At 71.7% G+C, this 20225-nt stretch carries 23 protein-coding genes; 6 read left to right on the top strand and 17 right to left on the bottom strand.

The window, feature by feature from the left end:
- Positions 1-28 precede the first annotated feature (28 nt).
- The 8 genes from ACZ597_RS32595 to ACZ597_RS32560 all read right to left on the bottom strand — a co-directional run bounded on the left by ACZ597_RS32595 (position 29) and on the right by ACZ597_RS32560 (position 7422).
- Entirely contained in the window at positions 29-298 is a 270-nt protein-coding gene (locus ACZ597_RS32595) for an acyl carrier protein (RefSeq protein ID WP_471338385.1), read from the bottom strand.
- A gap of 94 nt (positions 299-392) precedes the next feature.
- Positions 393-1610 (bottom strand): ketosynthase chain-length factor, encoded by a 1218-nt coding sequence (locus ACZ597_RS32590; RefSeq protein WP_471338383.1) that lies wholly within the window; start codon positions 1608-1610, stop codon positions 393-395.
- Positions 1607-2878 (bottom strand): beta-ketoacyl-[acyl-carrier-protein] synthase family protein, encoded by a 1272-nt coding sequence (locus tag ACZ597_RS32585; RefSeq protein WP_471338549.1) that lies wholly within the window; start codon positions 2876-2878, stop codon positions 1607-1609. The genes ACZ597_RS32590 and ACZ597_RS32585 overlap by 4 nt, the downstream gene beginning before the upstream one ends.
- A gap of 34 nt (positions 2879-2912) precedes the next feature.
- Positions 2913-3239 (bottom strand): TcmI family type II polyketide cyclase, encoded by a 327-nt coding sequence (locus tag ACZ597_RS32580; RefSeq protein WP_471338380.1) that lies wholly within the window; start codon positions 3237-3239, stop codon positions 2913-2915.
- Positions 3240-3269: 30 nt separating this feature from the next.
- The gene (locus ACZ597_RS32575) at positions 3270-3938 is read right to left on the bottom strand and encodes a TetR/AcrR family transcriptional regulator C-terminal domain-containing protein (RefSeq protein ID WP_471338378.1); all 669 of its coding nucleotides are present in this window, start codon (positions 3936-3938) and stop codon (positions 3270-3272) included.
- Positions 3939-4008: 70 nt separating this feature from the next.
- Entirely contained in the window at positions 4009-5478 is a 1470-nt protein-coding gene (locus tag ACZ597_RS32570) for an FAD-dependent monooxygenase (RefSeq protein ID WP_471338376.1), read from the bottom strand.
- 256 nt (positions 5479-5734) lie between these two features.
- Complete coding sequence (locus tag ACZ597_RS32565) at positions 5735-6583, bottom strand: hypothetical protein (protein ID WP_471338374.1); 849 nt, start codon at positions 6581-6583, stop codon at positions 5735-5737.
- A 65-nt stretch (positions 6584-6648) separates the two neighbouring features.
- Complete coding sequence (locus ACZ597_RS32560; RefSeq protein ID WP_471338372.1) at positions 6649-7422, bottom strand: response regulator transcription factor; 774 nt, start codon at positions 7420-7422, stop codon at positions 6649-6651.
- 232 nt (positions 7423-7654) lie between these two features.
- Here ACZ597_RS32560 and ACZ597_RS32555 point away from each other — a divergent pair, with 232 nt between their 5' ends.
- Positions 7655-8269 carry a ScbR family autoregulator-binding transcription factor gene (locus tag ACZ597_RS32555; RefSeq protein ID WP_471338370.1) on the top strand — a complete coding sequence of 205 codons (615 nt, stop codon included), beginning with the start codon at positions 7655-7657 and terminating at the stop codon, positions 8267-8269.
- Positions 8270-8357: 88 nt separating this feature from the next.
- Here the strand turns inward: ACZ597_RS32555 and ACZ597_RS32550 are convergent, their stop codons facing one another.
- The 4 genes from ACZ597_RS32550 to ACZ597_RS32535 form a co-directional block, all read right to left on the bottom strand.
- Positions 8358-9338 (bottom strand): SRPBCC family protein, encoded by a 981-nt coding sequence (locus tag ACZ597_RS32550; RefSeq protein ID WP_471338368.1) that lies wholly within the window; start codon positions 9336-9338, stop codon positions 8358-8360.
- A 74-nt stretch (positions 9339-9412) separates the two neighbouring features.
- Positions 9413-9685 (bottom strand): phosphopantetheine-binding protein, encoded by a 273-nt coding sequence (locus tag ACZ597_RS32545; protein WP_471338366.1) that lies wholly within the window; start codon positions 9683-9685, stop codon positions 9413-9415.
- A 138-nt stretch (positions 9686-9823) separates the two neighbouring features.
- Positions 9824-10645: an AfsR/SARP family transcriptional regulator gene (locus ACZ597_RS32540; protein WP_331719167.1), complete on the bottom strand. Its 822-nt coding sequence runs from the start codon at positions 10643-10645 to the stop codon at positions 9824-9826.
- A gap of 313 nt (positions 10646-10958) precedes the next feature.
- Positions 10959-11783, bottom strand: a complete 825-nt coding sequence (locus ACZ597_RS32535) for an AfsR/SARP family transcriptional regulator (RefSeq protein WP_471338546.1) — start codon at positions 11781-11783, stop codon at positions 10959-10961.
- A gap of 1223 nt (positions 11784-13006) precedes the next feature.
- Between ACZ597_RS32535 and ACZ597_RS32530 the strand changes: the two genes are divergently transcribed.
- The 3 genes from ACZ597_RS32530 to ACZ597_RS32520 all read left to right on the top strand — a co-directional run bounded on the left by ACZ597_RS32530 (position 13007) and on the right by ACZ597_RS32520 (position 15573).
- Positions 13007-13939: a ScbA/BarX family gamma-butyrolactone biosynthesis protein gene (locus ACZ597_RS32530; protein ID WP_471338364.1), complete on the top strand. Its 933-nt coding sequence runs from the start codon at positions 13007-13009 to the stop codon at positions 13937-13939.
- A gap of 362 nt (positions 13940-14301) precedes the next feature.
- A complete protein-coding gene (locus ACZ597_RS32525; protein ID WP_471338362.1) occupies positions 14302-14982 on the top strand; it encodes a ScbR family autoregulator-binding transcription factor in 681 nt (226 codons plus the stop codon).
- 117 nt (positions 14983-15099) lie between these two features.
- Positions 15100-15573, top strand: coding sequence for a GNAT family N-acetyltransferase (locus ACZ597_RS32520; protein ID WP_471338360.1), 474 nt, complete (start codon positions 15100-15102; stop codon positions 15571-15573).
- Here ACZ597_RS32520 and ACZ597_RS32515 read toward each other — a convergent pair.
- From ACZ597_RS32515 to ACZ597_RS32500, 4 genes are all read right to left on the bottom strand, one after another.
- Positions 15570-16553, bottom strand: a complete 984-nt coding sequence (locus tag ACZ597_RS32515; RefSeq protein ID WP_471338357.1) for an AraC family transcriptional regulator — start codon at positions 16551-16553, stop codon at positions 15570-15572. The two genes, ACZ597_RS32520 and ACZ597_RS32515, sit on opposite strands and share 4 nt — an antisense overlap.
- Positions 16554-16557: 4 nt before the next feature.
- Complete coding sequence (locus ACZ597_RS32510) at positions 16558-17406, bottom strand: NAD(P)H-binding protein (RefSeq protein ID WP_471338355.1); 849 nt, start codon at positions 17404-17406, stop codon at positions 16558-16560.
- Between the two features lie 68 nt (positions 17407-17474).
- The gene (locus ACZ597_RS32505) at positions 17475-17681 is read right to left on the bottom strand and encodes a DUF4287 domain-containing protein (RefSeq protein WP_471338352.1); all 207 of its coding nucleotides are present in this window, start codon (positions 17679-17681) and stop codon (positions 17475-17477) included.
- Positions 17682-17747: 66 nt separating this feature from the next.
- Complete coding sequence (locus ACZ597_RS32500) at positions 17748-18296, bottom strand: dihydrofolate reductase family protein (protein WP_471338349.1); 549 nt, start codon at positions 18294-18296, stop codon at positions 17748-17750.
- A gap of 283 nt (positions 18297-18579) precedes the next feature.
- Between ACZ597_RS32500 and ACZ597_RS32495 the strand changes: the two genes are divergently transcribed.
- Together ACZ597_RS32495 and ACZ597_RS32490 are read left to right on the top strand one after the other, a co-directional pair.
- The gene (locus ACZ597_RS32495; protein ID WP_471338346.1) at positions 18580-19086 is read left to right on the top strand and encodes an FBP domain-containing protein; all 507 of its coding nucleotides are present in this window, start codon (positions 18580-18582) and stop codon (positions 19084-19086) included.
- 53 nt (positions 19087-19139) lie between these two features.
- Positions 19140-19685 (top strand): flavoprotein, encoded by a 546-nt coding sequence (locus ACZ597_RS32490; RefSeq protein ID WP_471338343.1) that lies wholly within the window; start codon positions 19140-19142, stop codon positions 19683-19685.
- An 11-nt stretch (positions 19686-19696) separates the two neighbouring features.
- On the opposite strand, the gene ACZ597_RS32485 is transcribed toward ACZ597_RS32490, so the two are convergent.
- Positions 19697-20203 carry a DinB family protein gene (locus ACZ597_RS32485; RefSeq protein WP_471338340.1) on the bottom strand — a complete coding sequence of 169 codons (507 nt, stop codon included), beginning with the start codon at positions 20201-20203 and terminating at the stop codon, positions 19697-19699.
- Positions 20204-20225 lie beyond the last annotated feature (22 nt).

Genomic DNA, 20225 nt, shown 5'->3' with positions numbered 1-20225 from the left:
TGGGGTGGGGGGTGTGGTGGCGGGCGCGTCAGGCGTCGACGGCGACCTTGAGGCTCGCGTTGACGGCTTCGACGAGGGAGCGCGGGGTGCTGTTGTCGCTGAAGATGTCGTCGTCGAGCGTGATGCCGAACTCGCGCTCGATACGGCCGCCGGTCTCAAGGAGCGCCAGCGACTCGTAGCCCAGGGACTCGAAGTCGATGTCGAGGATGTCGCCGTCGAGGTCGACCCCCTCGTCGGCGCCCGCACCCTCCAGGAGGATGCGCTTGAGGTCGTCGAAGGTGAATTCCTGCTTGGCCACGATGGGTCCTTTCATCGGTCTTCCGCCGCCGGGGAGTCCGGCCGCGGGAGTTCTGTCGTGCCGGGTCCGGCCGGGTGGGCGCCGGCGCGGGCCGTCAGTCGACGGCGCGGAGGAGGGCGGCGGAGTTGAAGCCGCCGTGGCCGCGGGCCAGGACGAGTGCGGTGCGCACGGATGCGGTCCGGGAACGCCCGGTCACCAGGTCGATGTCATAGGCCGGCGAGAGTTCGACGTTGGTGGTGGGCGGGATCAGCCCCTCGCGCATCGCCAGGACCGCGCAGACCACGTCGACCGGCGCCCCGCCCGCGCTCATCCGCCCGGTCATCGTCTTGGGCGCCGTCACCGGCACCCCCCGCGGACCGAACACCGCCGAAACGGCCCCGGCCTCCTCGCGGTCCAGTCGCGCGACACCGGCGCCGTCGGCGAACACCACGTCCACCTCGGACGGATGACACCCCGCTTCCGCCAGCGCACCCTCGATCGCCCGCCGCAGCCCCGGCTCGCGCCCACTGCCCGGCCGCGGGTCGAGCGTCGCCGCGTACCCGGCGAACTCGCCGTACACGTTGCGCCCGCCACGGGCCCGCACGCTGTCCTCGTCCTCCAGGATGACCATCGCGCCACCCTCGCCCGGCACGTATCCGGACGCCGCCTCGTCGAAGGGCAGATAGGCACGCTCGGGCTCACCGCTGACGGAGAGCGATCCGCCGGCCAGGTGCGCGGCCCAGCCCAGCGAGCAGATGGAGGCGTCGAAACCACCGGTGGCGATCAGCCGGCTGCCCTTGCGGAGCCTGCGCCGTGCGTGCGCGAGTGCGTCCAGCCCACCGGCCTGGTCACCGACGAGGACCCCGGTCGGACCCCGCAGGTCGTTCCGGACGGAGATCTGACCGCTGTTCACCGCGTAGAACCAGGCGAAGGACTGATACGCACTCACATGTCTGGCTCCCTGGCCCCACAGCTTGCGCAGTTCCCGCTCACCGAACTCGAGCCCGCCCGACCCCGCCGCGGTCACCACACCCATGTCGCACGGATGGACGTCCCCCGGCACGATCCCCGCGTCCTCGAACGCGCAGTCCGTCGCGACCAGCGCGAGCTGGGTGACCCGGTCGGTCTGCGGCACCAGCCGCCCCGGCAGGTGCTCCCCCGCCTCGAAACCGTGGATCTCCCCCGCCAGACGCGCCGGGTAGGAGGAGGCGTCGAACCGCGTCACGGGCCCGATCGCGTTCTTCCCGACCCGCGTCGCCGCCCAGTAGTCCTCCACCCCCAGCCCGCTGGGCGCGGCCACACCGATTCCCGTGATCAGAGTCCTGCCGCTCACGGCATCCTCCTGTCCGGCCGGGCCAGCACCATCGCGCTCTGGAACCCGCCGAAGCCGCTGCCCACCGTCAGCACCGCATCCGTGCGCTGCTCCCGCGCCACGACCGGCACGTAGTCCAGGTCGCAGTCCGGGTCACGCGTACGCAGGTTCGCCGTCGGGGGCACCAGGTGGTGCTCCATCGCCAGCACCGACGCCGCGATCTCCAGCGCCCCTACGGAACCCAGCGAATGCCCGATCATCGACTTGATCGAACTCACCGGGGTCCGGTAGGCGTGCGGGCCCAGGGCCAGGCGGTACGCGGCCGTCTCGTGGGCGTCGTTCTGCTTGGTCCCCGAGCCGTGCGCGTTGACGTAGTCGAGGTCGGCGGGGCCGAGGTGCGCCTCGTCGAGGGCGACCGTGATGGCCTCGGCCAGCTCGCGGCCGTCGGGGCGCAGGCCCGTCATGTGGAAGGCGCTGGAGCGGGAGGCGTATCCGGCCACTTCGGCGTAGACGCGGGCGCCGCGGGCGCGGGCGCTCTCCAGCTCCTCCAGCACGAACACCGCGGCGCCCTCGCCCAGGACGAAGCCCTTGCGGGTCGCGTCGAACGGCCGGGACGCCCGCTCCGGATCGTCGTTCAGCGTCGTCGTCGCCTTGATCGCGTCGAAGCAGGCCAGTGTCAGCGGAGTGATCGGCGCGTCCGTCGCGCCCGTCACCATCACGTCCGCACTGCCCTCGCGGATCAGGTCCACCGCGTGGGCCACGGAATCGACCCCCGACGTGCAGCCGGAGGAGACCACCGTCGCCGGCCCCTCCGCACCCACCGCCCACGCCACCTCCGTGGCGAACGAACCGGGTACGAAGTGGTCGTACAGGTGCTGCGGCACCATGGTGTGGTCGACGGCCGGGATCCGGCCGTCGAGGCTGGCCGCGCGGTACGCCTTGTCGAGGCTGCCGACGGCTCCCACTCCGGTGCCCATGCTGACGCCCGTGCGGTAGGGATCCAGGCCGGTGAAGTCGAGGCCGCTGTCCTCGACGGCCTCGCGGGCCGCGACCACCGCGAACTGGGCGGCGCGGTCCATGCGGCGGATCTCCTCCTGCGTGAGCCCGTGCAGCTCGGGCAGGAAGTCGGCCTCGGCCGCCACCCGGGAGCGGAAGCGGGAGGCGTCGAAGTGGGTGATCTCCCGCGTCGCCGTGCGCCCCGAGCTCAGCAGTTCCCAGAACTCCCGGACACCGATGCCTCCCGGCGCCAGCACCCCGATGCCCGTGATGACTACCCGGCGGTCCACGATCGGCGCCCTCCCGTCGTGTCTGCTCCGGCGGAGGTCATTCGGCGGTCCAGTCGTAGAACCGCGTGGCCATCGCGTCGGCCGGCGTGCGCCAGGTCTCCGGGTCGTACGGCTGGATGAACGGCTGGAGGTCGTAGCTGATCTTCATGAACCGCGGGTCGTTGCGGGACGCCTGGATGCGCTCGCCGCCGTCGTCCTCGGCGAAGTCCTGGAGGTGGAAGTAGAGGCCCTGGTACGTGAACAGGCGGCGGCGCAGCGTGCCCATGCGCTCCGGCATGTCCGTCTTGTCGAACTCGGCGAAGAGCTGGGCCACCTCGGCGCTGGAGCGGATGTCCATCCGCGCCACGATCAGGTTGCTGTGCATCTTTTCTACTCTCTCCAGGGATCGGCGGGGTCAGCGGGAGGTGGTCGGGCCGTACAGCCGGATGAAGTCGTCGACTCCGTCGGCTATGAGCGCGTCCTCCTCTTGGCGCCCGAGCGGCAGCGCGCCGTGGAAGGAGCGCTGCACGACGGACGAGGGGACCAGCAGGATGAAGCGTTCGGCCGCCTGGTCGGCGTCGGTGATGTGGAGCAGGCCGCGGTCGGCGACCTGGCTCAGCCGGCGGGCCAGCTCGCGGCGGGCCTGCCGGGGGCCGGTGGCCTGCCACTTGTCGACGGCTTCGGCGGGAAGCGTGGTGACCTCGGCGCTGATGTGCCGGACGATCGCGAAGTGTTCGCGGAAGGCCTCCAGCGGCGCCAGCCACGCCCGGCCCAGCTCGATCAGGTCCGCCCGCAGGTCGGTGATCTCCGCGAGGTAGGTCTCGGCAACGGCCGCGAGGCAGGCCGCGACGGAGGCGGAGCTGTCCAGCAGTACGCCCAGCAGCAGCTTCTCGTGGTCGGGGAAGTGCCGTGCCACGGTGTCCGTGCCCACTCCGGCCTCGTCGGCGGTGGCCTCGGCCGTGCAGCGCCTCCAGCCCTCGCGGGCCAGGACGGTCCTGGCCGCCCGTACGATGTCGCGCCGTTCCCCGTCGGGGCCGGTCAGGCCGGAGGGGAGGCGCTCGATCGTTGCCTGCGGCGTTGCCATGTGTGGTTCCTCCGATTGACGTTCTCGTCCGGTCGCCGGATGCGGCGGCCGTCAGGGGGTGCGCCGGTCGTCAGGGGGTACCGAACCAGCGTGCGAGTGCCATCGGCAGGTCGTGGTGGCTGCCGGGCGCGGCCCACGCCACGTACCCGTCGGGCCGGATCAGCAGGGCGGTGGTGTCGTGCAGTCCGTCGGCCCCGGACGCCGCCTCGCGCGGCCGGGCGGTGACGGTGTCGACCCGCTCCGCCCAGGCCGCGGCGCGCTGGCGCAGCCGGGGGTTGTCCGCCAGGTCGAGGAGCACCCCGCGGGCGGGGCGCAGCAGTTCGGTGCTGGAGGTGGGTCCGTCGGCGCCGGTGAGCTCCAGGTTGGGCATGCGCCGGCCGAGCAGCGGGTGGCCGCCGCGGCCCACCTCGTAGGTGATCTCCAGGCCGGTGACCATGGCGGCGAGGTGCCGGGCGACGTCCTCGTACGCCATGAGCTCGCGGAGGGAGTCGCGCAGCGGCTGTACCTCGGCACCGCTGAGGAACAGCAGGCCCTGGGCCCGGGTGTTCATCAGGAGCCGCCGGCCGACGGGGTGGCGTTCGCCGTGGTAGGTGTCGAGCAGGGCCGTCGGGGTCTTGCCGAGTACGACCGAGGCGAGCTTCCAGCCGAGGTTGACGGCGTCCTGGATGCCGGTGTTCATGCCCTGGCCGCCGGCGGGCAGGTGGATGTGCGCGGCGTCGCCGGCGAGCAGCACCCGCCCGCGCCGGTACTCGGTGACCTGCCGTGCCGCGTCGCCGAAGGCGCTGACCCACACCGGTTCGGCGGCCGAGATGTCCTCGCCGGTGAGGCGCTGCCAGGCGGCCGCGACCTCGTCGAAGGACGGCGGGCTCTCGCGCCGGCGCGGCGGGGTGCCGCGTTCGCAGACGACGATGCGGGTGGTGCCGCCGGGCAGCGGGCCGACCATGACCATGCCGCCGGGGAGGGTCTCGCCGATCATCCGGGGCTTGAGTTCGATGCCCTTGATGTCGGCGAGGTACATCTCCATGGTGGCCGCCGAGCCGGGGAAGTCGAAGCCGGCCGCCTTGCGCACGGTGCTGCGCCCGCCGTCGCAGCCGACCAGCCAGCCGGCGCGCAGGGTGTGCGTCCCGTCCGGTCCGCGGACCTCGACGTCGACGCCCTCGCCGTCGTCGCGTACGGAGAGCACCTCGTGGCCGCGCCGGATGTCGGCGCCCAGGGCGGTGGCCCACTCCTCCAGGTGCGTCTCGGTGACGGACTGCGGCACGGTCTTGGCGGCCTGGCAGGCGCCGTCGAGCACGCCGAAGTCCAGCGGCAGCCCTCCGAAGTGGCCCAGCGTGCTGCGCTCGATCTCGCCGAAGCGCGCGAGCAGGCCGCGCTGGTCGAAGGTCTCCAGCGTGCGCGTGGTGAAGCCGAGTCCGCGGGATTCGCCCGTACGCCGTTCAAGGCGTTCGAGGACGACTACGGCGACTCCCGCCAGTCGCAGTTCGCCGGCGAGCATCATGCCCGCGGGACCCGCGCCGACGACGATCACTGGGGCGTCCATCACGTCTCCTTGAGTTCAACCTCCGGAGACAGTGCACCGGATCTTGACTACAAGGTTCTTCGGCCGCGAGCGGCCGTTCAATGGCGCTGGATTCAGGAGTAGGTCAGGTTCCACAAGGCCCGGTCCGGTGCGTCGGAGGGCGGAAAAGGGAATGTCAAACACCGGTCAGACGGCTGGATCCGGACCCTGCCGGATGCCGTGCTGACCGGTGCTGAGTGCTGCTCCGGCTTCTACCGCGCGTACGGGGACGAAAGGTTCAGGTCCGGGCGGCCGCCCGGCGGGTGAAGCAGTCCCGGACGTCGTCCTCGTTGTAGTAGGTGCGCCCCGCGCGGTTGCGCCGCCGCCAGCGCTCCTCGCTCGCCAGCCGGTAGACGGTGCCCGTGGGCGTGTGCCACAGCTGCGAGATGTCGGCGGCGGTCAGCCAGCGCTCGGTGGCCGGCGCGGCCGGGGCGCCGGGCTCCCGCACGGTGTCCATGGAGCGGCTGAGCGTGCTCCACCGGTCGCTGGTCCAGCGGTGTTCCGGGTCCGCGGCGCACACGATGGCCGGCTCGTCGGCGCGGGCCCCGGCGCGCACCGCGAGGGTGAGGGCGCCGGGGCAGCCGGACTCGGGGCAGTCGCCGAGGCGGATGCTGCGGGCGGGGTCGGGGAAGGCGGCGCGGCGTCCGGCCCGTACCAGCCGGGCGATCTCCTCGGTGGCCTCGCCGGCGGCGGAGTGGGCGGCGAGCCAGTCGGCGTTGCGCAGCAGGAACGCGGTGAGCGCGGCGACGGTGCGCGGCGGCGGGGTGAAGCCGCGCTGCTGGGCGACGAGCCCGCTCCAGGAGCCGAGTACGGACACCATCCTGGCCCGTACGTCGGCGGCGGCCCCGTTGAAGGGGAGTCCGGGGTGTTCTCCGCCGGTGGTGCGCTCGCGCAGGCTGCCGGGGGCCGCGCCGCCGAGGACCCGGCCGCACTCCTCGTACAGGTGCGCCAGTTCCGCGAGGCCCGAGGTGAAGTGCTCGCGGCAGGACCGGCAGAGCCGGCTGCCGTCGGTGGTGCGCCTGCGGGCCCGTCCGCCCGCGTGTCCGGTGCGGCAGCCCTCCCCGTGGCACAGCGCCGTCACTGCCATGCTCGTCCCCCCTCGGCTCGTGTCGTGCTCGGCGGTCGTCCTCCCGCGGCACCGCGGGAGGGGGTTCAGGCGCCCTGGCCGAACCGGAAACCGACGCCCCGGATCGTGATGATCCAGCCGGCGCCGATCTTGTTGCGGAGCGTGCTGACGTGCGTGTCCACCGTGCGGCGGGACCAGGAGTCGCCCCAGACCTGCTGCATCAGCATCTTGCGCGGGATGACGGTGTCGGGATGGGACGCGAGGAGGTAGAGCATGTCGAACTCCTTGCGCGTGGTCTCGACGGGCTCCCCGTTCAGGGTCACCTCGCGCGTGCCCGCGTCGATCCGCAGCGGACCGCAGGTGATGGTGGCGGCGACGGGGCGGGTCGGCCGCGCCCGGCGCATGACCGCCTCCATCCGCGCCATCAGCTCGCGGAACCCGTACGGCTTGACCAGGTAGTCGTCCGCGCCCGCCTGGAGTCCGAGGACGCGGTCCAGTTCGCTGCCCCGGGCGGTGACGGCGATCACCGGGATCTCGTGGGCGGCGCGGATGCCGCGGCAGACCTCCAGACCGTCGAGGTCGGGGAGTTCCAGGTCCAGCAGGACGAGGTCGGCGTCGGCGTAGCAGCGCAGGGCCTCGCTGCCGGTGGCGACGATCTCGACCTCGTGTCCGTGGCGGCGCAGGCCGCGCGCGAGCGTCTCCGCCTCTATCGTGTTGCTCTCCACGATGAGGATCCGCCACAAGGCCGACTGGGTCGGCGCGTGCTGCGGCGTTCTGAGCCCCTCGGCCGGCAGGAACCCCCCGGTCACGCCCGCGGCAGCTGTGTGAGGTTCCAGTACAGCGATGGTCCGCTGGTTCATCTGCCCCCCTCCCCTCAAGCTCGGTTGAGCCAACGTCAACGAAGATACAAACCGCTTCGTCGGTTTGTCAAAGTCCACAAACCCCGGCAAGTCCCTTGAAAAAAGGACCAAATCGGCCCGTCAGGTGGCGGGAATCTTCGCCAAACCGGCTGGGAACGGACACCTGGACCCCATTCCCATACCAACGGCGCGGTTTAATAATGGAAGGAAACTGATACAGGAGCTATGCGTGATGAAACAAGAACGCGCCGTCCGGACCCGTCAGGCACTGATCGAGTCAGCCGCGACCGTGTTCGGACGGCGCGGCTACGCAGAGGCGACGCTGAGCATGATCAGTGTCGGGGCCGGAGTGAGCCCGGGCGCGCTGCACTTCCACTTCGAGAACAAGGCGGCGGTCGCCCGGGCCGTCGAGGCCGCCGGGGCCGAGGCCCTGCGCGCGGGCGCCCGCGAGGTGTACGCGCAGCGCACGTCCGCCCTCCAGGCCCTGGCCGACAGCTCCCAGGCGCTCGCCGGGCTGCTCCTGGGGGACGTCGTGGCCCGGGCCGGTTTCCGGCTTGGCCGGGAGTCGGCGTACGCGGCCTCCTGTGCCCTGCCCCGGGAGTGGCACGAGTACGTCCACCGGCTGCTGGCGGAGGCCGCCGAGGAGGGCACCCTGCTGCCCGGCCTCAACCACCGCAGCGTGGCGGCGACGGTGGTGGCGGCCACCCTCGGCTTCGAGGCGCTGGGCCGCGACGACCCGCAGTGGCTCGCGCCGCGCACGCTGGCCGGATTCTGGCGGGTCGTCATGCCCTGTCTGGCCGTGCCCGCCACCCTGCGTGAACTGGACAGCGCCGGGCGCGGGAGCTGAACGGCGCGGCGGCCCGCCACCGCGGGGGGACACGGTGGCGGGCCGCCGCCAGGGGGAGTCAGGAGTGGTCAGGGAGGTCAGGGGTGTCTCACACCGAGCGCAGGGTCCTGACCGGATCCCCCGCGTACCGCGTCGCCGGCTCCAGCACGGCCCGGCTCTCGCGCCCGACCACCTCGCGCACGTACCGCCGCGCCGCCGCGAGTTCCGCGCCGGGGGCGGGGCTCCGCCCCACCGCCCTCCGCCCCACCGCACGCTCGTCCAGCAGAACGTCGTGCCGGCAGGACACGGTGACCCCTGACGGGTCCGGCTCCACGCACCACTCGCCGGCGTGTGCCGCGAGCAGCGGGTGCGGCCGGGTCCGCTTGAAGACGATCCGCCCGGCCGCCGGGAAGCACACCCGTAACCCCTCGGTCGGGTAGGCGGAGCCGTCGTCGGCCAGGTTGACCAGCCGGGTGCGCTGCACGCCGGGCCGGTCCTCGGACACCTCCGCCTCCATCACGTGCGCGACCCGGCCCGGCCAGGAGGCCACGCCGTACAGGAACTCGTACACCGGCTCGGCCGGGCCCTCGATCCGTACGGACTCCTCGAAGGACAGCACGAGTTCGTCGAGCCGCCGCCAGCGCTCGGCCGTGGTCCGCAGGCCGCCCAGCGCGGCCCACGCGCTCTCCTCCGCCCGCGCCAGGGCCCGTTCGGCCTCCGCGGTCCGGCCTCCGTCGAGGGTGATCTCCTGTTCCAGGGTCAGCCGCGACCAGCCGGGGGCCAGTTCCTCCACGGCCCAGCTGCCGCCCGAGGCGGCGACGGGCGCGTCGGGGCGCTCCTCGCGGAACAGGACGCGCCGCCCGCCGGCGTCCAGGGTCCGCCGCACGAGCGAACGCCGCAGCTCCCCGCCGGCGTCGGCCCACCGGGCGTACCGGTCGGCGGCGCCGTCGAAGTCCAGCCGCTCGACGTGGACGGTGTCCGGCAGGAACAGCGGCCACTGGGTGGCATCGGCCACCAGGGTGTACAGGGCTCCGGCGGGGGCGGCCGCGTCGACCGCGTATGACATCCGGTGCACTCGCTCGACAGACATCGGACACCTCTCTCAACGCTTGGCGCAGAGCCTGTCGGCGTCCGCCGGATTCCGCGTCGAACGCCGCTGGAGTCTCAGACGGCGGCTCGGCTGCCCAGCACGTCGTTGACCAGTTCGAGGAAGAGCCGGGGGGTCTCGCCCGTTTCGAGGAGCTCCCCGTCGAGGAGGATGTCGAACTTCCGCTCGATCGACCCTATGGTCTGCAAGATGGAGAGGCTGTCGTACCCGAGCTCGATCCAGTACAGGTCCTGGACTTCCTCGGTCAGCTCGACGCAGTCCTCCTCGCCTCCCCAGACCCGCAGGATGCGGGTGAGGTCGGCGAGTTCCAGCCGGACCGTGGCTCGCATGGTTTGCCTCTCTCCTCGTCCGCCGGCGCAGCGGCTCATACCGGGTCGCCAGGAGCCTGGCCGCCGGTCCTGGAGAGCCCCTCACGCCGCGAACGAGTCCCGCTGGAGCCGCGGCGCCTCCCCGCCGCGACCTGCGGCCTAGGCCGCGTACAGGTCGAAGGTGGAGCTGCGGCGCGGTCCGGCGACCACGTCGAGCGCCGGGTCCACCCGCAGCATCGCCTGGTGCAGGCGCTGCAGCTGCTGGGAGGGCTCGACGCCGAGCTCCCCGATCAGCCGGGCCCGGAGCCTGCGGTACACGTCGAGAGCGGTGGCCTGCCGGCCCGAACGGTACAGCGCGACCATGGCCTGCGAGTGCAGGCCCTCGTGCTGCGGGTTGCGGGCCATCAGCTCGGTGAGCTCGGCGAGCAGTTCGGTGTGCCGGCCGAGGCGCAGGTCGACGTCGATCCGCCGCTCGGTGGTGACCAGCCGGCTCTCCGCCAGCCGCAGCACCTCGATCTCCAGGATCGGTCCGACGCGTACGTCGACCAGCGCGGGCCCCTGCCACAGGTCGAGCGCCTTGCGCAGCAGGTCGGCGGCGCGCTCGTCGTCACCGTCGTCGAAGGCGTTCTGCCCGGCGGCGACGAGGGCCTCGTACTCGTGCACGTCCACCGACTCCTGCGGGATCTGGAGCAGGTAGCCGCCGTGCCGGGTGGCGAGCACGTCCTTGGCGGTGCCGGGGGCCCCCGGACCCATCGCCGTACCGAGCCTGCGGCGCAGCTGGAGGATGTACGTCTGAAGGGTGGTGAGCGCGCTTTCGGGCAGGTTCGTCCCCCAGATCTCCTCCATGAGGGTCGGTACGGGCATCACCCGGCCGGGGTAGAGCGCGAGAAGCGCCAGGATCTGACGCGGCTTGCCCGCCGTAGGAACGATCGATGCCCCGTTGACCTCGGCACTCAACGGACCCAGAACCTGAATCTTCACGGTCTCCCGTCTCCCCTCCATATTTCGTCGAGATACTCTCGGTTTTCAGTATTCGACCCGATGACGGTAAGCCAGCCCAGGGCAACATCACCGGGCATTCAAGCCGACATCGAGCGGATCTCCGAAACAGGCGAACAGACGGCGGATTCGAAAGACAGGATTCCGACTGGACTCGAAACCCCATGCTCAGCCCGATGATCGAGCTCGTCGTCTTTGTTCCTATTACCGTTGATGCAAATCAAATCTCAGATCCGGCCCAGCACTTCCTTAAATCCCCGTGCACCATTCACCGGCCGATCACCCTGTGTTGGGATCAGCCGACCCGCGCGAGCCGCTTGCGGGCGGTCTCCGGGGATTCGGCGGGGGTCGCCTCGGGGCCGCTCATGAGGATCGACCGCTGGAGGCTGCGCAGGGCGGCCGAGGGCTCGATGCCGAGCTCGCGCACCAGCGTGGCGCGCAGCCGCTGGTAGACGTTGAGCGCCTCGCCGCGGCGGCCGGAGCGGTGCAGGGCGAGCATGAACTGGCCGTGCAGGTTCTCGTGGATCCGGTAGCGGCTGGCCAGAACGGTCAGCTCCGCGAGCAGCTCCCTGTGCCGGCCGAGCCGAAGGTCGGCCTCGATGCGCTGGTCGAGCGCGCACAGCCGGGTCTCCTCCAGGCGGCGCGTCTCCATGTCCAGCTGCACGCCGCCGTCGACGTCGGCGAAGGCCGGCCCCGACCACAGGGCGAGCGCCTCCCGCAGCAGCCGCGCGGCGCCCGGGAAGTCCGCGGCGTCCATGGCCCGGTAGCCCATCCCGGCCAGCCGGTCGAACTCACGGACGTCGCTGGTCCCGCCGGCGCTGTTGAGCATGTAGCCGCCGGGCAGCGTGACGAGGACGTCCTTGGCGGTGCGCGTCCCGTCGGTCCCCTCCAGCGCGGTGCCGATGAGCCCGCGCAGCTGGAGCACGTAGGTCTGCAGCGTGGTCCGCGCGCTGCGCGGCGGCTCGGTGCCCCACAGCTCCTCTATCAGCGCGGCCACGGGCACGACCTGGTCCGCGTGCAGCGCGAGCAGCGCCAGCACCTGCCGGGGCTTGGCCGCCGTCGGCGTGATGGAGACCCCGTTCTCCCGAACGGTCAGTGCACCCAGTACATCGATGTCCACGCCGTACTCCCCTGCTTCGTCCATGGATGAGCCCTTGACTTTCGCTGGAACGAGCAAAAAACAGACGAGCCGGTTTGTCAATACCAAACCGGTTGTACTGTTTTTCGCCGCCGGATCCCCCCACCGGAAGCCTGCAAACCCGTCGCGAGCTGCACACTCGCCCTCAAGAGGAGGACGGAAGGGGCCTCCAGGACGCCCTCAGGAGGAGACGAACCGACCTGGAGAGGTCGTCTATCGGCCAACAAACGGCCGGAAACCTACCGTTCGGCTCGCCCGGAGAGACCCTCGCAGTCGTCGACGTGAAGGAGTGATACCGCCCGCCCCACCCTCAGGGACTTCCGGGTTCCAGTTACAAACCGCTTTAGCGGTTTGCTCGATGGCATTTACACTTGTCGGTCAGCAGAGCCGGACCGGAGCCGGGCTCGAACACCGCTCAAGGCGAAGGGGAATGACTCCCACCGATCCTCGGCCGACGGCCGCTTCCCGGGCCGGAACCCAGCGGCCCCAAGGCCGACCGGCCATTCCGCCGCTCCGCCGCGAGCTCCTGCGCCGGACAGCGGAGCGGCCTCCCGCCCACCCGGGGCCCAGGGCGGCGGCGCACCGCGGCCGGGCGGCGGAATCACCCGTGCCATTCACTGCGGCAAACCATGAAGACCCGCGCCCCGGCCATGGAGGCGCCCCGGCGACCGCTCCGGGCGCACGCCGTCCGCGGCGCGGCCCGCTCCACGCCCCACGCGCCCACAGGACCGCTCTGGACTGGGGAACCTCGCAGGGCGAGCAGCCGGCACACCCGTGCGCGGAACAACTCCGCGCCACCCGGGGCGTCGTGACGGAGAGCGAGTCCGCCCCCCGTACCGCAAACTGGACCTCTGATGCGAATCAGCCACCCTTCCCCGTAGACCACCCGCCCGCCCACGGGCGACCGGCTAAAGAATCGCTCTCGGGCCGGTTGAGATGGTTCGGGTCGACCGGCGGAGATTCGAAGCCGCCCCACCTGCGGAGAGCTGGGGAAACACCAGGGCGGGGGTTTGGCCGGAATGGATAGCTCCACATATTTCCAGGGCAAGCGGCTCGCTCCCTCTGGATAAAAAACCGGTTGGTATATATTTTTCTCGCAGGTCACACCTGTAACTCGTCAGCGCTGTCTAGGGGGAACAATGAGCGCGAGCACGTTTCATGCCGAGCGCACTCCGACCTACGACCCCGCGTCGCGGGCCGCACTCATGCCAATCGAACAGCGCGGCTATCGCTTCCCGTCGTTCACGGCCACCGTTCCGAAGGAGCTGGTGCATCGGGCGTCCGTCGCCGAGGTTTTCCTGACCGACTGGCAGCGCCTCGACGACACCCGCTTCTCCGTCACCGCGCAGTGGCCCCGCAGCCACAGCTTCTTCACCCAGGTCGCCGGCGACCACCACGATCCGCTCATCTGCATAGAGACGATCCGCCAGATAGGCAGCCTGCTGGGACACGCCGAGTTCGGCGTGCCCTTCGGCCACCAGTACCTGCTGTGGGACCTCGGCATCACGGTCCACCCGGAGCACCTGAAGGTGCAGCGGACACCGGCGTCGCTCGACATCGAAGTCACCTGCCAGGAGATCGGACGACGGGCGGGCAGGCTGGTCAGCCTCACCTACGAGGCCGTCGTCCGCCGCGAGGGGCACGTCGTCGCGACGGGGCGGGTCTCCTTCACCTGCACCAGCCCGGCGGTGTACGAGCGGGTGCGGCCCCCGCACACGCTCCGGGCCGACCACCGTGCGCTGCCGCTCACGGCTCCCGCGGCACCGCAGAGCGTGGGGCGCCTGTCGCCGACCGACGTGGTCCTCTCCCCCATAGGCGAGCCGAACCGCTGGCAGCTGCGCGTCGACACCCTCCACCCCGTCCTGTTCGACCACCCGGTCGACCACGTACCGGGCATGGTCCTCCTGGAGGCCGCACGGCAGGCCTCGGCGGCCACGCTGGGGCGTTCCTCGTTCCTGCCGCTCGGCATCACCAGCGACTTCAAGCGGTACGTCGAGCTGGACCAGCCCTGCGTGATCGAGGCCGAGCGCCTGTACTCGGACAAGCCCGGAGCGGAGGACGCCGTACGCGTGACGGGCCACCAGAACGGCTCCCTGGCCTTCACCGCGACCGTCACGGCGGCCTCGTACTCCTCCTGACCGCGGTTTCCGCCCCTTCCCGCGCGGAGACACGCCGGGCGGCGCCAGGCGCCGTGGTCCACCGCCGCCCGGCGCCGCAGCCTCCCCGAACGGTTTCAGCCCTTCTCGCCCTGTGCCGCCGCCACCCGCCGACCATCCGGCCATGGCGGGAACCAGCAGGTCAGGGGCGGTCCACCGGCCCTTCTGCAAGCCGTCCGGTTCAGTCGTACCCGCCCCGGGAATCGTCTCCCTCCCCTCCCCTCACCGCGCATCGACGCCGGATCGAGGTTGGCGTGGAAGTTACCCGCTGTAAGATACGTACGGGACGGGCGGTTTGCACCAGGCTTCCAACGCTTCGAGATCCCGTGAAGGAAGGAGCCGGCATGGCTGAGCAGGTCCGAGCTATCCGCACGCGCCAGTCGATCTTGGCGGCGGCGGCCAAGATCTTCGAGGAGCGGGGGTACCAGGCGGCCACCATCTCCGAGATCCTCGCCACCGCCGGGGTGACGAAGGGGGCCTTGTACTTCCACTTCCAGTCGAAGGAGGACCTGGCCCACGGCGTCCTCGCCTCGCAGAACCAGAACCTCGTCCTCCCCGGCCGGTCGACCATGATCCAGGAGATCGTGGACATCATCATGCTCCACACCTACCGCTTGCAGACCGACGCCATGGTCCGTGCCAGCGTGCGGCTCGCCATGGACCAGCTGGCACGGGGCCTCGACCGCAGCGGCCCGTGGCTCACCTGGGTCGTTCCCATCACGGAGCGCCTGGAGAAGGCCCAGAGCCGGGGCGAGCTGCTCCCCCACGTCACCCCGACGGAGACCGCCGACGTCATCGTGGGCGCCTACGCCGGCATCCAGTCCATGTCCCAGGCCCTCACCGACTACCAGGACCTGGTGATCCGGGTCACCGCGCTCCTGCGCCACCTGCTGCCCAGCGTCGTGCAGGCCTCCGTCCTCACGTCCGTGGACATCACCGAAAGCCGGGCGGGCAAGGTCTTCAACGACGCGGTGCGGTACTCGCAGGAGATCGAGACGGAGGAAGCGGAGAAGGCCAGCGCCTGAGGCCCGCGCGGGTCACGAACAGGCGCCGGGTCCGAACACCCAGCCCCGTCACAGTCACCATAACAGACCAAGCGCCCCGTTTTGTCGCGGTCCCGGCGCCACCCCTAGGCTGAGCCGATGATCAGCTCATCCCTCCGCCTGGTGCCGGTGACCCCGGACAACTTCGAAGCGGTGACCGCCGTCCGCGTCCGCCCCGACCAGGAACACCTCGTCGAGTCCGTCGCGCAGTCCCTCGCCGAGGCCTACGTCCACGGCGAGCCCGCCTGGCCCCGCGCCATCCTCGACGGCGACGAGGTCGTCGGCTTCGTCATGGCCTTCCTGGACATCGTCTGGAACCCGGCGAAGGACCCCGAGCACCGCCGCTCCGGGATCTGGCGCCTGAACATCGCCGCCGAGCACCAGGGCAAGGGCTACGGCCGCTTCGCCGTCGAGGCCGTCACGGAGGAGATCCGCCGTCGCGGCGGGAGCCGGGCGTACGTCACCTGGCACGACAGCGACGACAGCCCGGCGCCCTTCTACCTCGGCCTCGGCTTCCGCCCCACGGGCGAGTTCAGCGGCCCCCAGCCCGTGGCCGTCCTCGAACTCGCCTAGGCGAGCACCACGGTGCCGGGCACCCCCGGCACCGGGCCCGCTCCCGCGCCCTCCCGGAACTGCTGCGGGCTCACCCCCCGCACCCGCTTGAAGGCCGCCGACAGCGCGAACGCGCTCCCGTAGCCGACCCGGCGGGCCACCGTCGCCACCGTGGCGTCCGGCTCGCGCAGCAGGTCGGCGGCCAGGGCGAGCCGCCATCCCGTCAGGTAGGCGACCGGCGGTTCCCCGACCAGCTCGGTGAAGCGGCGGGCCAGCGCGGCCCGCGACACCCCGGCCCGGCGGGCCAGTTCCTCCACGGTCCACCCGTACGCGGGGTCCTCGTGCAGCAGCCGGAGCGCCGCCCCGACGACCGGGTCGCCCTGGGCGCGGTGCCAGGCCGGCGCCCCCGAGCCGGGGGCGGCGAGCCAGGCCCGCAGCACCCCGATGAGCAGCAGGTCCAGCAGCCGGTCCAGCACGAGTTCCTGCCCCGGCTCGTCGTGCGCCACCTCCGAGGCCAGCAGCGTGATCAGGGTGGCGTCGGCCGCCCGCACCGGCCGCACCAGCACCGACGGCAGTGCCCCCAGCAGCCGCCGTCCGATCTCGCTCGGCGCCTGGTAGGTCCCGCTGAGCACCACCACCGAGCCGGCGCCCTCCCGCGACGGGCCCCAGGTCCGCACCCCGAGCGAGAACCGCTCGGTGACGTCCTCGCCCTCCTGCGAACTGCACCGCTGGTCAGGGCCGATCCTGACGCTCACCGGGGTGTCCGCCGCGTCGGCGAGCGTGTACGGCACGGGCCCCCGCACCACCGCCACGTCGCCCGGCCCGATCCGCACGGCCTCGCCGTCGTCGGGCAGCAGCCACGCCGAGCCGCGCACGAGCGTCATCACCGACAGCGGGGCCCGGTCCTCGACCCGCATGGCCCACGGCGGGTCGAAGACGGATTTCATCAGGAAGGCACCGCGGGCCCTTGGCCCTTCGAGGAGACCGGTCAGCGTGTCCATGGCCTCATCCTCGGACGTCCCAGACCCCGCTCACCGCCGCTTCGCGCGCGTAGTCGGCGAAATCCCGGGCCGGGCGCCCCAGGACCTCCTCGACCCCGTGGACCAGGTGCGCGTTGCGCCCGTCCGAGATCAGGGTGAACAGGTCGGCGAACTCCTCCGGGACGTCGTGCTCGCGGAGCACCGCCCGGTACTGCGCGTCCGTGACCGGGACGTACGCGATCTCGCGCCCGGTCGCCTTCGACAGCTCGGCGGCCACCTCGGCGAAGCCGAGCAGCCGCGGCCCGGACAGCTCGTACGTCCTGCCGATGTGCCGGTCGTCGGTGAGTGCGGCCACCACCACGTCGGCGATGTCGTCGGCGTCCACGAAGGCCTCCAGCGCGTCCCCGACCGGCAGGACGATCTCCCCGGCCAGTACGGAGTCCAGGAAGAAGTACTCGTCGAAGTTCTGGTTGAACCAGCTGGCGCGTACGACGGTCCAGTCGGCCCCGGAGTCCTGCAGCCGCCCCTCGGCGGCCCGGGCCGCCTCCTCGCCGCGTCCGGACAGCAGCACCAGGCGCCGCGTCCCCGCCGCGACGGCGGCCTCGGCGAAGGCGCCGACGCGGTCGGCGGCCCCGGGAAAGGCCAGGTCGGGGTAGTAGGTGACGTAGGCGCGGTCCACGCCCTCCAGCGCCGGGCCCCAGGTCTCCGGCCGGTCCCAGTCGAAGGCCGGCTCGCCGGTGCGGGAGCCGATCCGCACCGCGCGCCCCTGGGCCTCCAGGCGCTCGGCGACCCGCCGGCCCGTCTTGCCGTTGCCCCCGATGACGAGGGTGACCGTGTTCTGCGCCGTCTGCGTCTCGTTCGTGTTCTTCGTCATGACACCCAGTCAAGCCGCGTACGGCGAGACACGACATGGCTCAGACGCTCCCCCGCATACGCGAGCGTCTACTGCTCCGTGAGGGTGTGCTTGACCAGGGCGTTGGCGTGGCCGTGGCCCATCCCGTACTCGGTCTTCAGCCAGGAGACGAGCTCCATGTGCTTGGTCAGCGGGGAGGAGCGGATCAGCTCCTGCCACTCCGCCACCGGACGGCCGTACTTCTTCTCGATCGAAGGGAAGTAGCTCGCGGGGCCCTTCACCGGCTGCTCGCTCATGTCGTACTGCTCCTCATGCCTGGTACCTGTGGAAACGGGGGGAACGGACTCGCCGGACGCGGAGGCTCAGCCGGCCACGGGGACGTACGCGTGCACCCGCGCCCCGCTGTCGCCGAGGACGGTGGTGCCGACCGGGCGCAGGGTCTTCACCGGCGAGTCCTCGCCGAACAGCCTGCGGCCCTTGCCCTGCACCACCGGCAGGGTCCACAGCCGCAGTTCGTCGAGCAGGTCGTGCTCGATCAGGGCGTTGACGAGCCGGCCGCTGCCGTAGACGAGCAGGTCGCCGCCGTCCTGCTGCTTGAGCGCGGCGACCTCGACGGCGAGGTCCCCGCTCAGGAAGGTGGCGTTCCACTCAGGGGCGGCGGTGCTGGAGCCGACGACGTACTTCGGCATCGCGTTCATCCGCTCGGTGCCCGCGTCGGCGCCCTCGGCGCGCGCCGTCCAGGCCGGCGCCATGCCCTCGTACGTCACCCGGCCCAGCAGCAGCGCGTCGGCGGCGGCGAGCTGCTCGCCGGCGTACTTCTCCGCCTCGGCGTTCCAGAACGGCATGGACCAGCTCGGGTCCTCGAACACGCCGTCGACGGAGATGAAAACGGAGGCGACGACCTTGCGCATGATTTCCCCTGACTATGTGTACGGCGTCCACATCCGGACGATCCGCAGCCTATCCAGAAAAGTGGACGCTGTCCACATCCAGGCTTCCGCCCCGGACCGGCCCGACTCCCGCTCTTCACAGGGATAGACCGGCCCGACTCCCGCTCTTCACAGGGATAGACCGGCCCCCTCCCCGAAACTCATCGCCGGAGCCGCGAAAAGTTTTCAGACGCCCCTCCCGACCACCCCCCACCTGCATAAACGAGGTGCGGAGCGCCCAGAACGCCCCGTAGGGTCGACTCCCGTGGAACCGCTCACCGAAAAACAGATCCGCTCGTCCTTCGTGAACTGCACCAAGGGCGAGGCGGCACGCCTGCGCCTGCCCCTCGACTTCGCCGAACTGCCCTGGCAGGACCTGGACTTCCTCGGCTGGGTCGACCCGGGCGCCCCGCTGCGGGCCCATCTCGTCATCCCCCGCCCCGAGGGACCGGTCGGCGTCACCCTGCGCGTGCCCGCCGCGACCCGCACGAGCGCGGTGAAGTCCAGCCTGTGCCAGATCTGCCTGACGGGACACGCCTCTTCCGGCGTCACCCTGCTCGCCGCACCGCTCGCGGGTGCCCGCGGCCGCGAGGGGAACACGGTCGGCACGTACATCTGCGCCGACCTCGCCTGCCCCCTCTACGTACGCGGCAAGCGGCAGCCGAAGCTGCGCGCCGGGCGTCACGAGGAGTCCCTGACGGTGGACGAGCGCGTCGCGCGGATGTGGGCCAACCTGGACTCCTTCACCGGCCGGATCACCGCCGCGATGTGAGCGGGCGGACCCTCAAGGAGAGTTGAGGGCCAGGAATGTGATCACATAACCGCATGACGAGGACTCTCTACCTGTTCTGCTCCGCCGCCCCGCCCGTCTTCGACGTGGCCCATGTGATCGAGGACGCCCAGTCGCGCGGCTGGGACGTGTGCCTGGGCCTGACCCCGACGGCGGCGCGGTGGGTGTCGGAAAGCCTCGACGGCCTCGCCGCCCTCACCGGCAACCCGGTGCGCTGGCAGTACAAGCTCCCCGGGGAGCCCGACGTGTGGCCGGCCGCCGACGCCGTCCTCTTCGCCCCCGCCACCTTCAACTCCGTCAACGCCTGGGCCCTCGGCCTCACCGACCGGTTCACCGTCGGCGTCGCCGCCGAGGCCCTCGGCAAGGGCACCCCGGTGGTGGCCATGCCCTGCACGAACGCCGCGCTCGCCGCCCACCCCCAGTTCGAGCAGTCGCTGGCCGTCCTGCGCGGCGCCGGCGCCGAACTGCTCTTCGGCGAGGGCGGCTTCCTGCCCGGCCCGGCGGGACCCGACGCCCCGCCGCACTTCCCGTGGCAGGTCGCCCTGGACGCCGTGGACCGGGCCGGCGCCGTCTCCGCGTAGCCCGGGGGCGGCTACTCCCCCGTAACCCCGTCGATGGCCTCGCGCAGCAGGTCGGCGTGCCCGTTGTGCCGCGCGTACTCCTCGATCATGTGGGCCAGGATGTAGTGCAGCGAGTACGCCTGGTCGCCGAAGTGCCCTCGTACGTCGAGGGACTCGGCGGCCGCCACGACGGCCCTCGACCGCTCGCAGGCCTCCTCCCAGATCCGGAAGGACTCGCCCGGGTCCGCGTCCTCGACGTGGAACTCCGTCCACTCCCCGGCATCGTCCTTCGGGAAGTAGCCGCGTACGTCCTCACCGTTCAGCACGTTGCGGAACCAGCCCCGCTCCACCTCCGCCAGGTGCCGGACCAGCCCCAGCAGGCTCAGTCCGGACGGCGGGACGGCCCTGCGCCGCAGCTGCTCGTCCGTCAGGCCCGCGCACTTCATCCGCAGGGTGTCGCGCTGCCACTGGAGCACGCTGGTCAGGGTGGAGCGTTCGTCACCGGTCAGTACGGGCGGGGTGCGCTGTGCGAGGTCCATCGGCAGATGATCACACCGGCAT

The organism is Streptomyces sp. NPDC040718, assembly GCF_055593565.1.
Note: the sequence above shows the minus strand (reverse complement) of the source record. Positions and strands in the feature narration are given on the sequence as shown.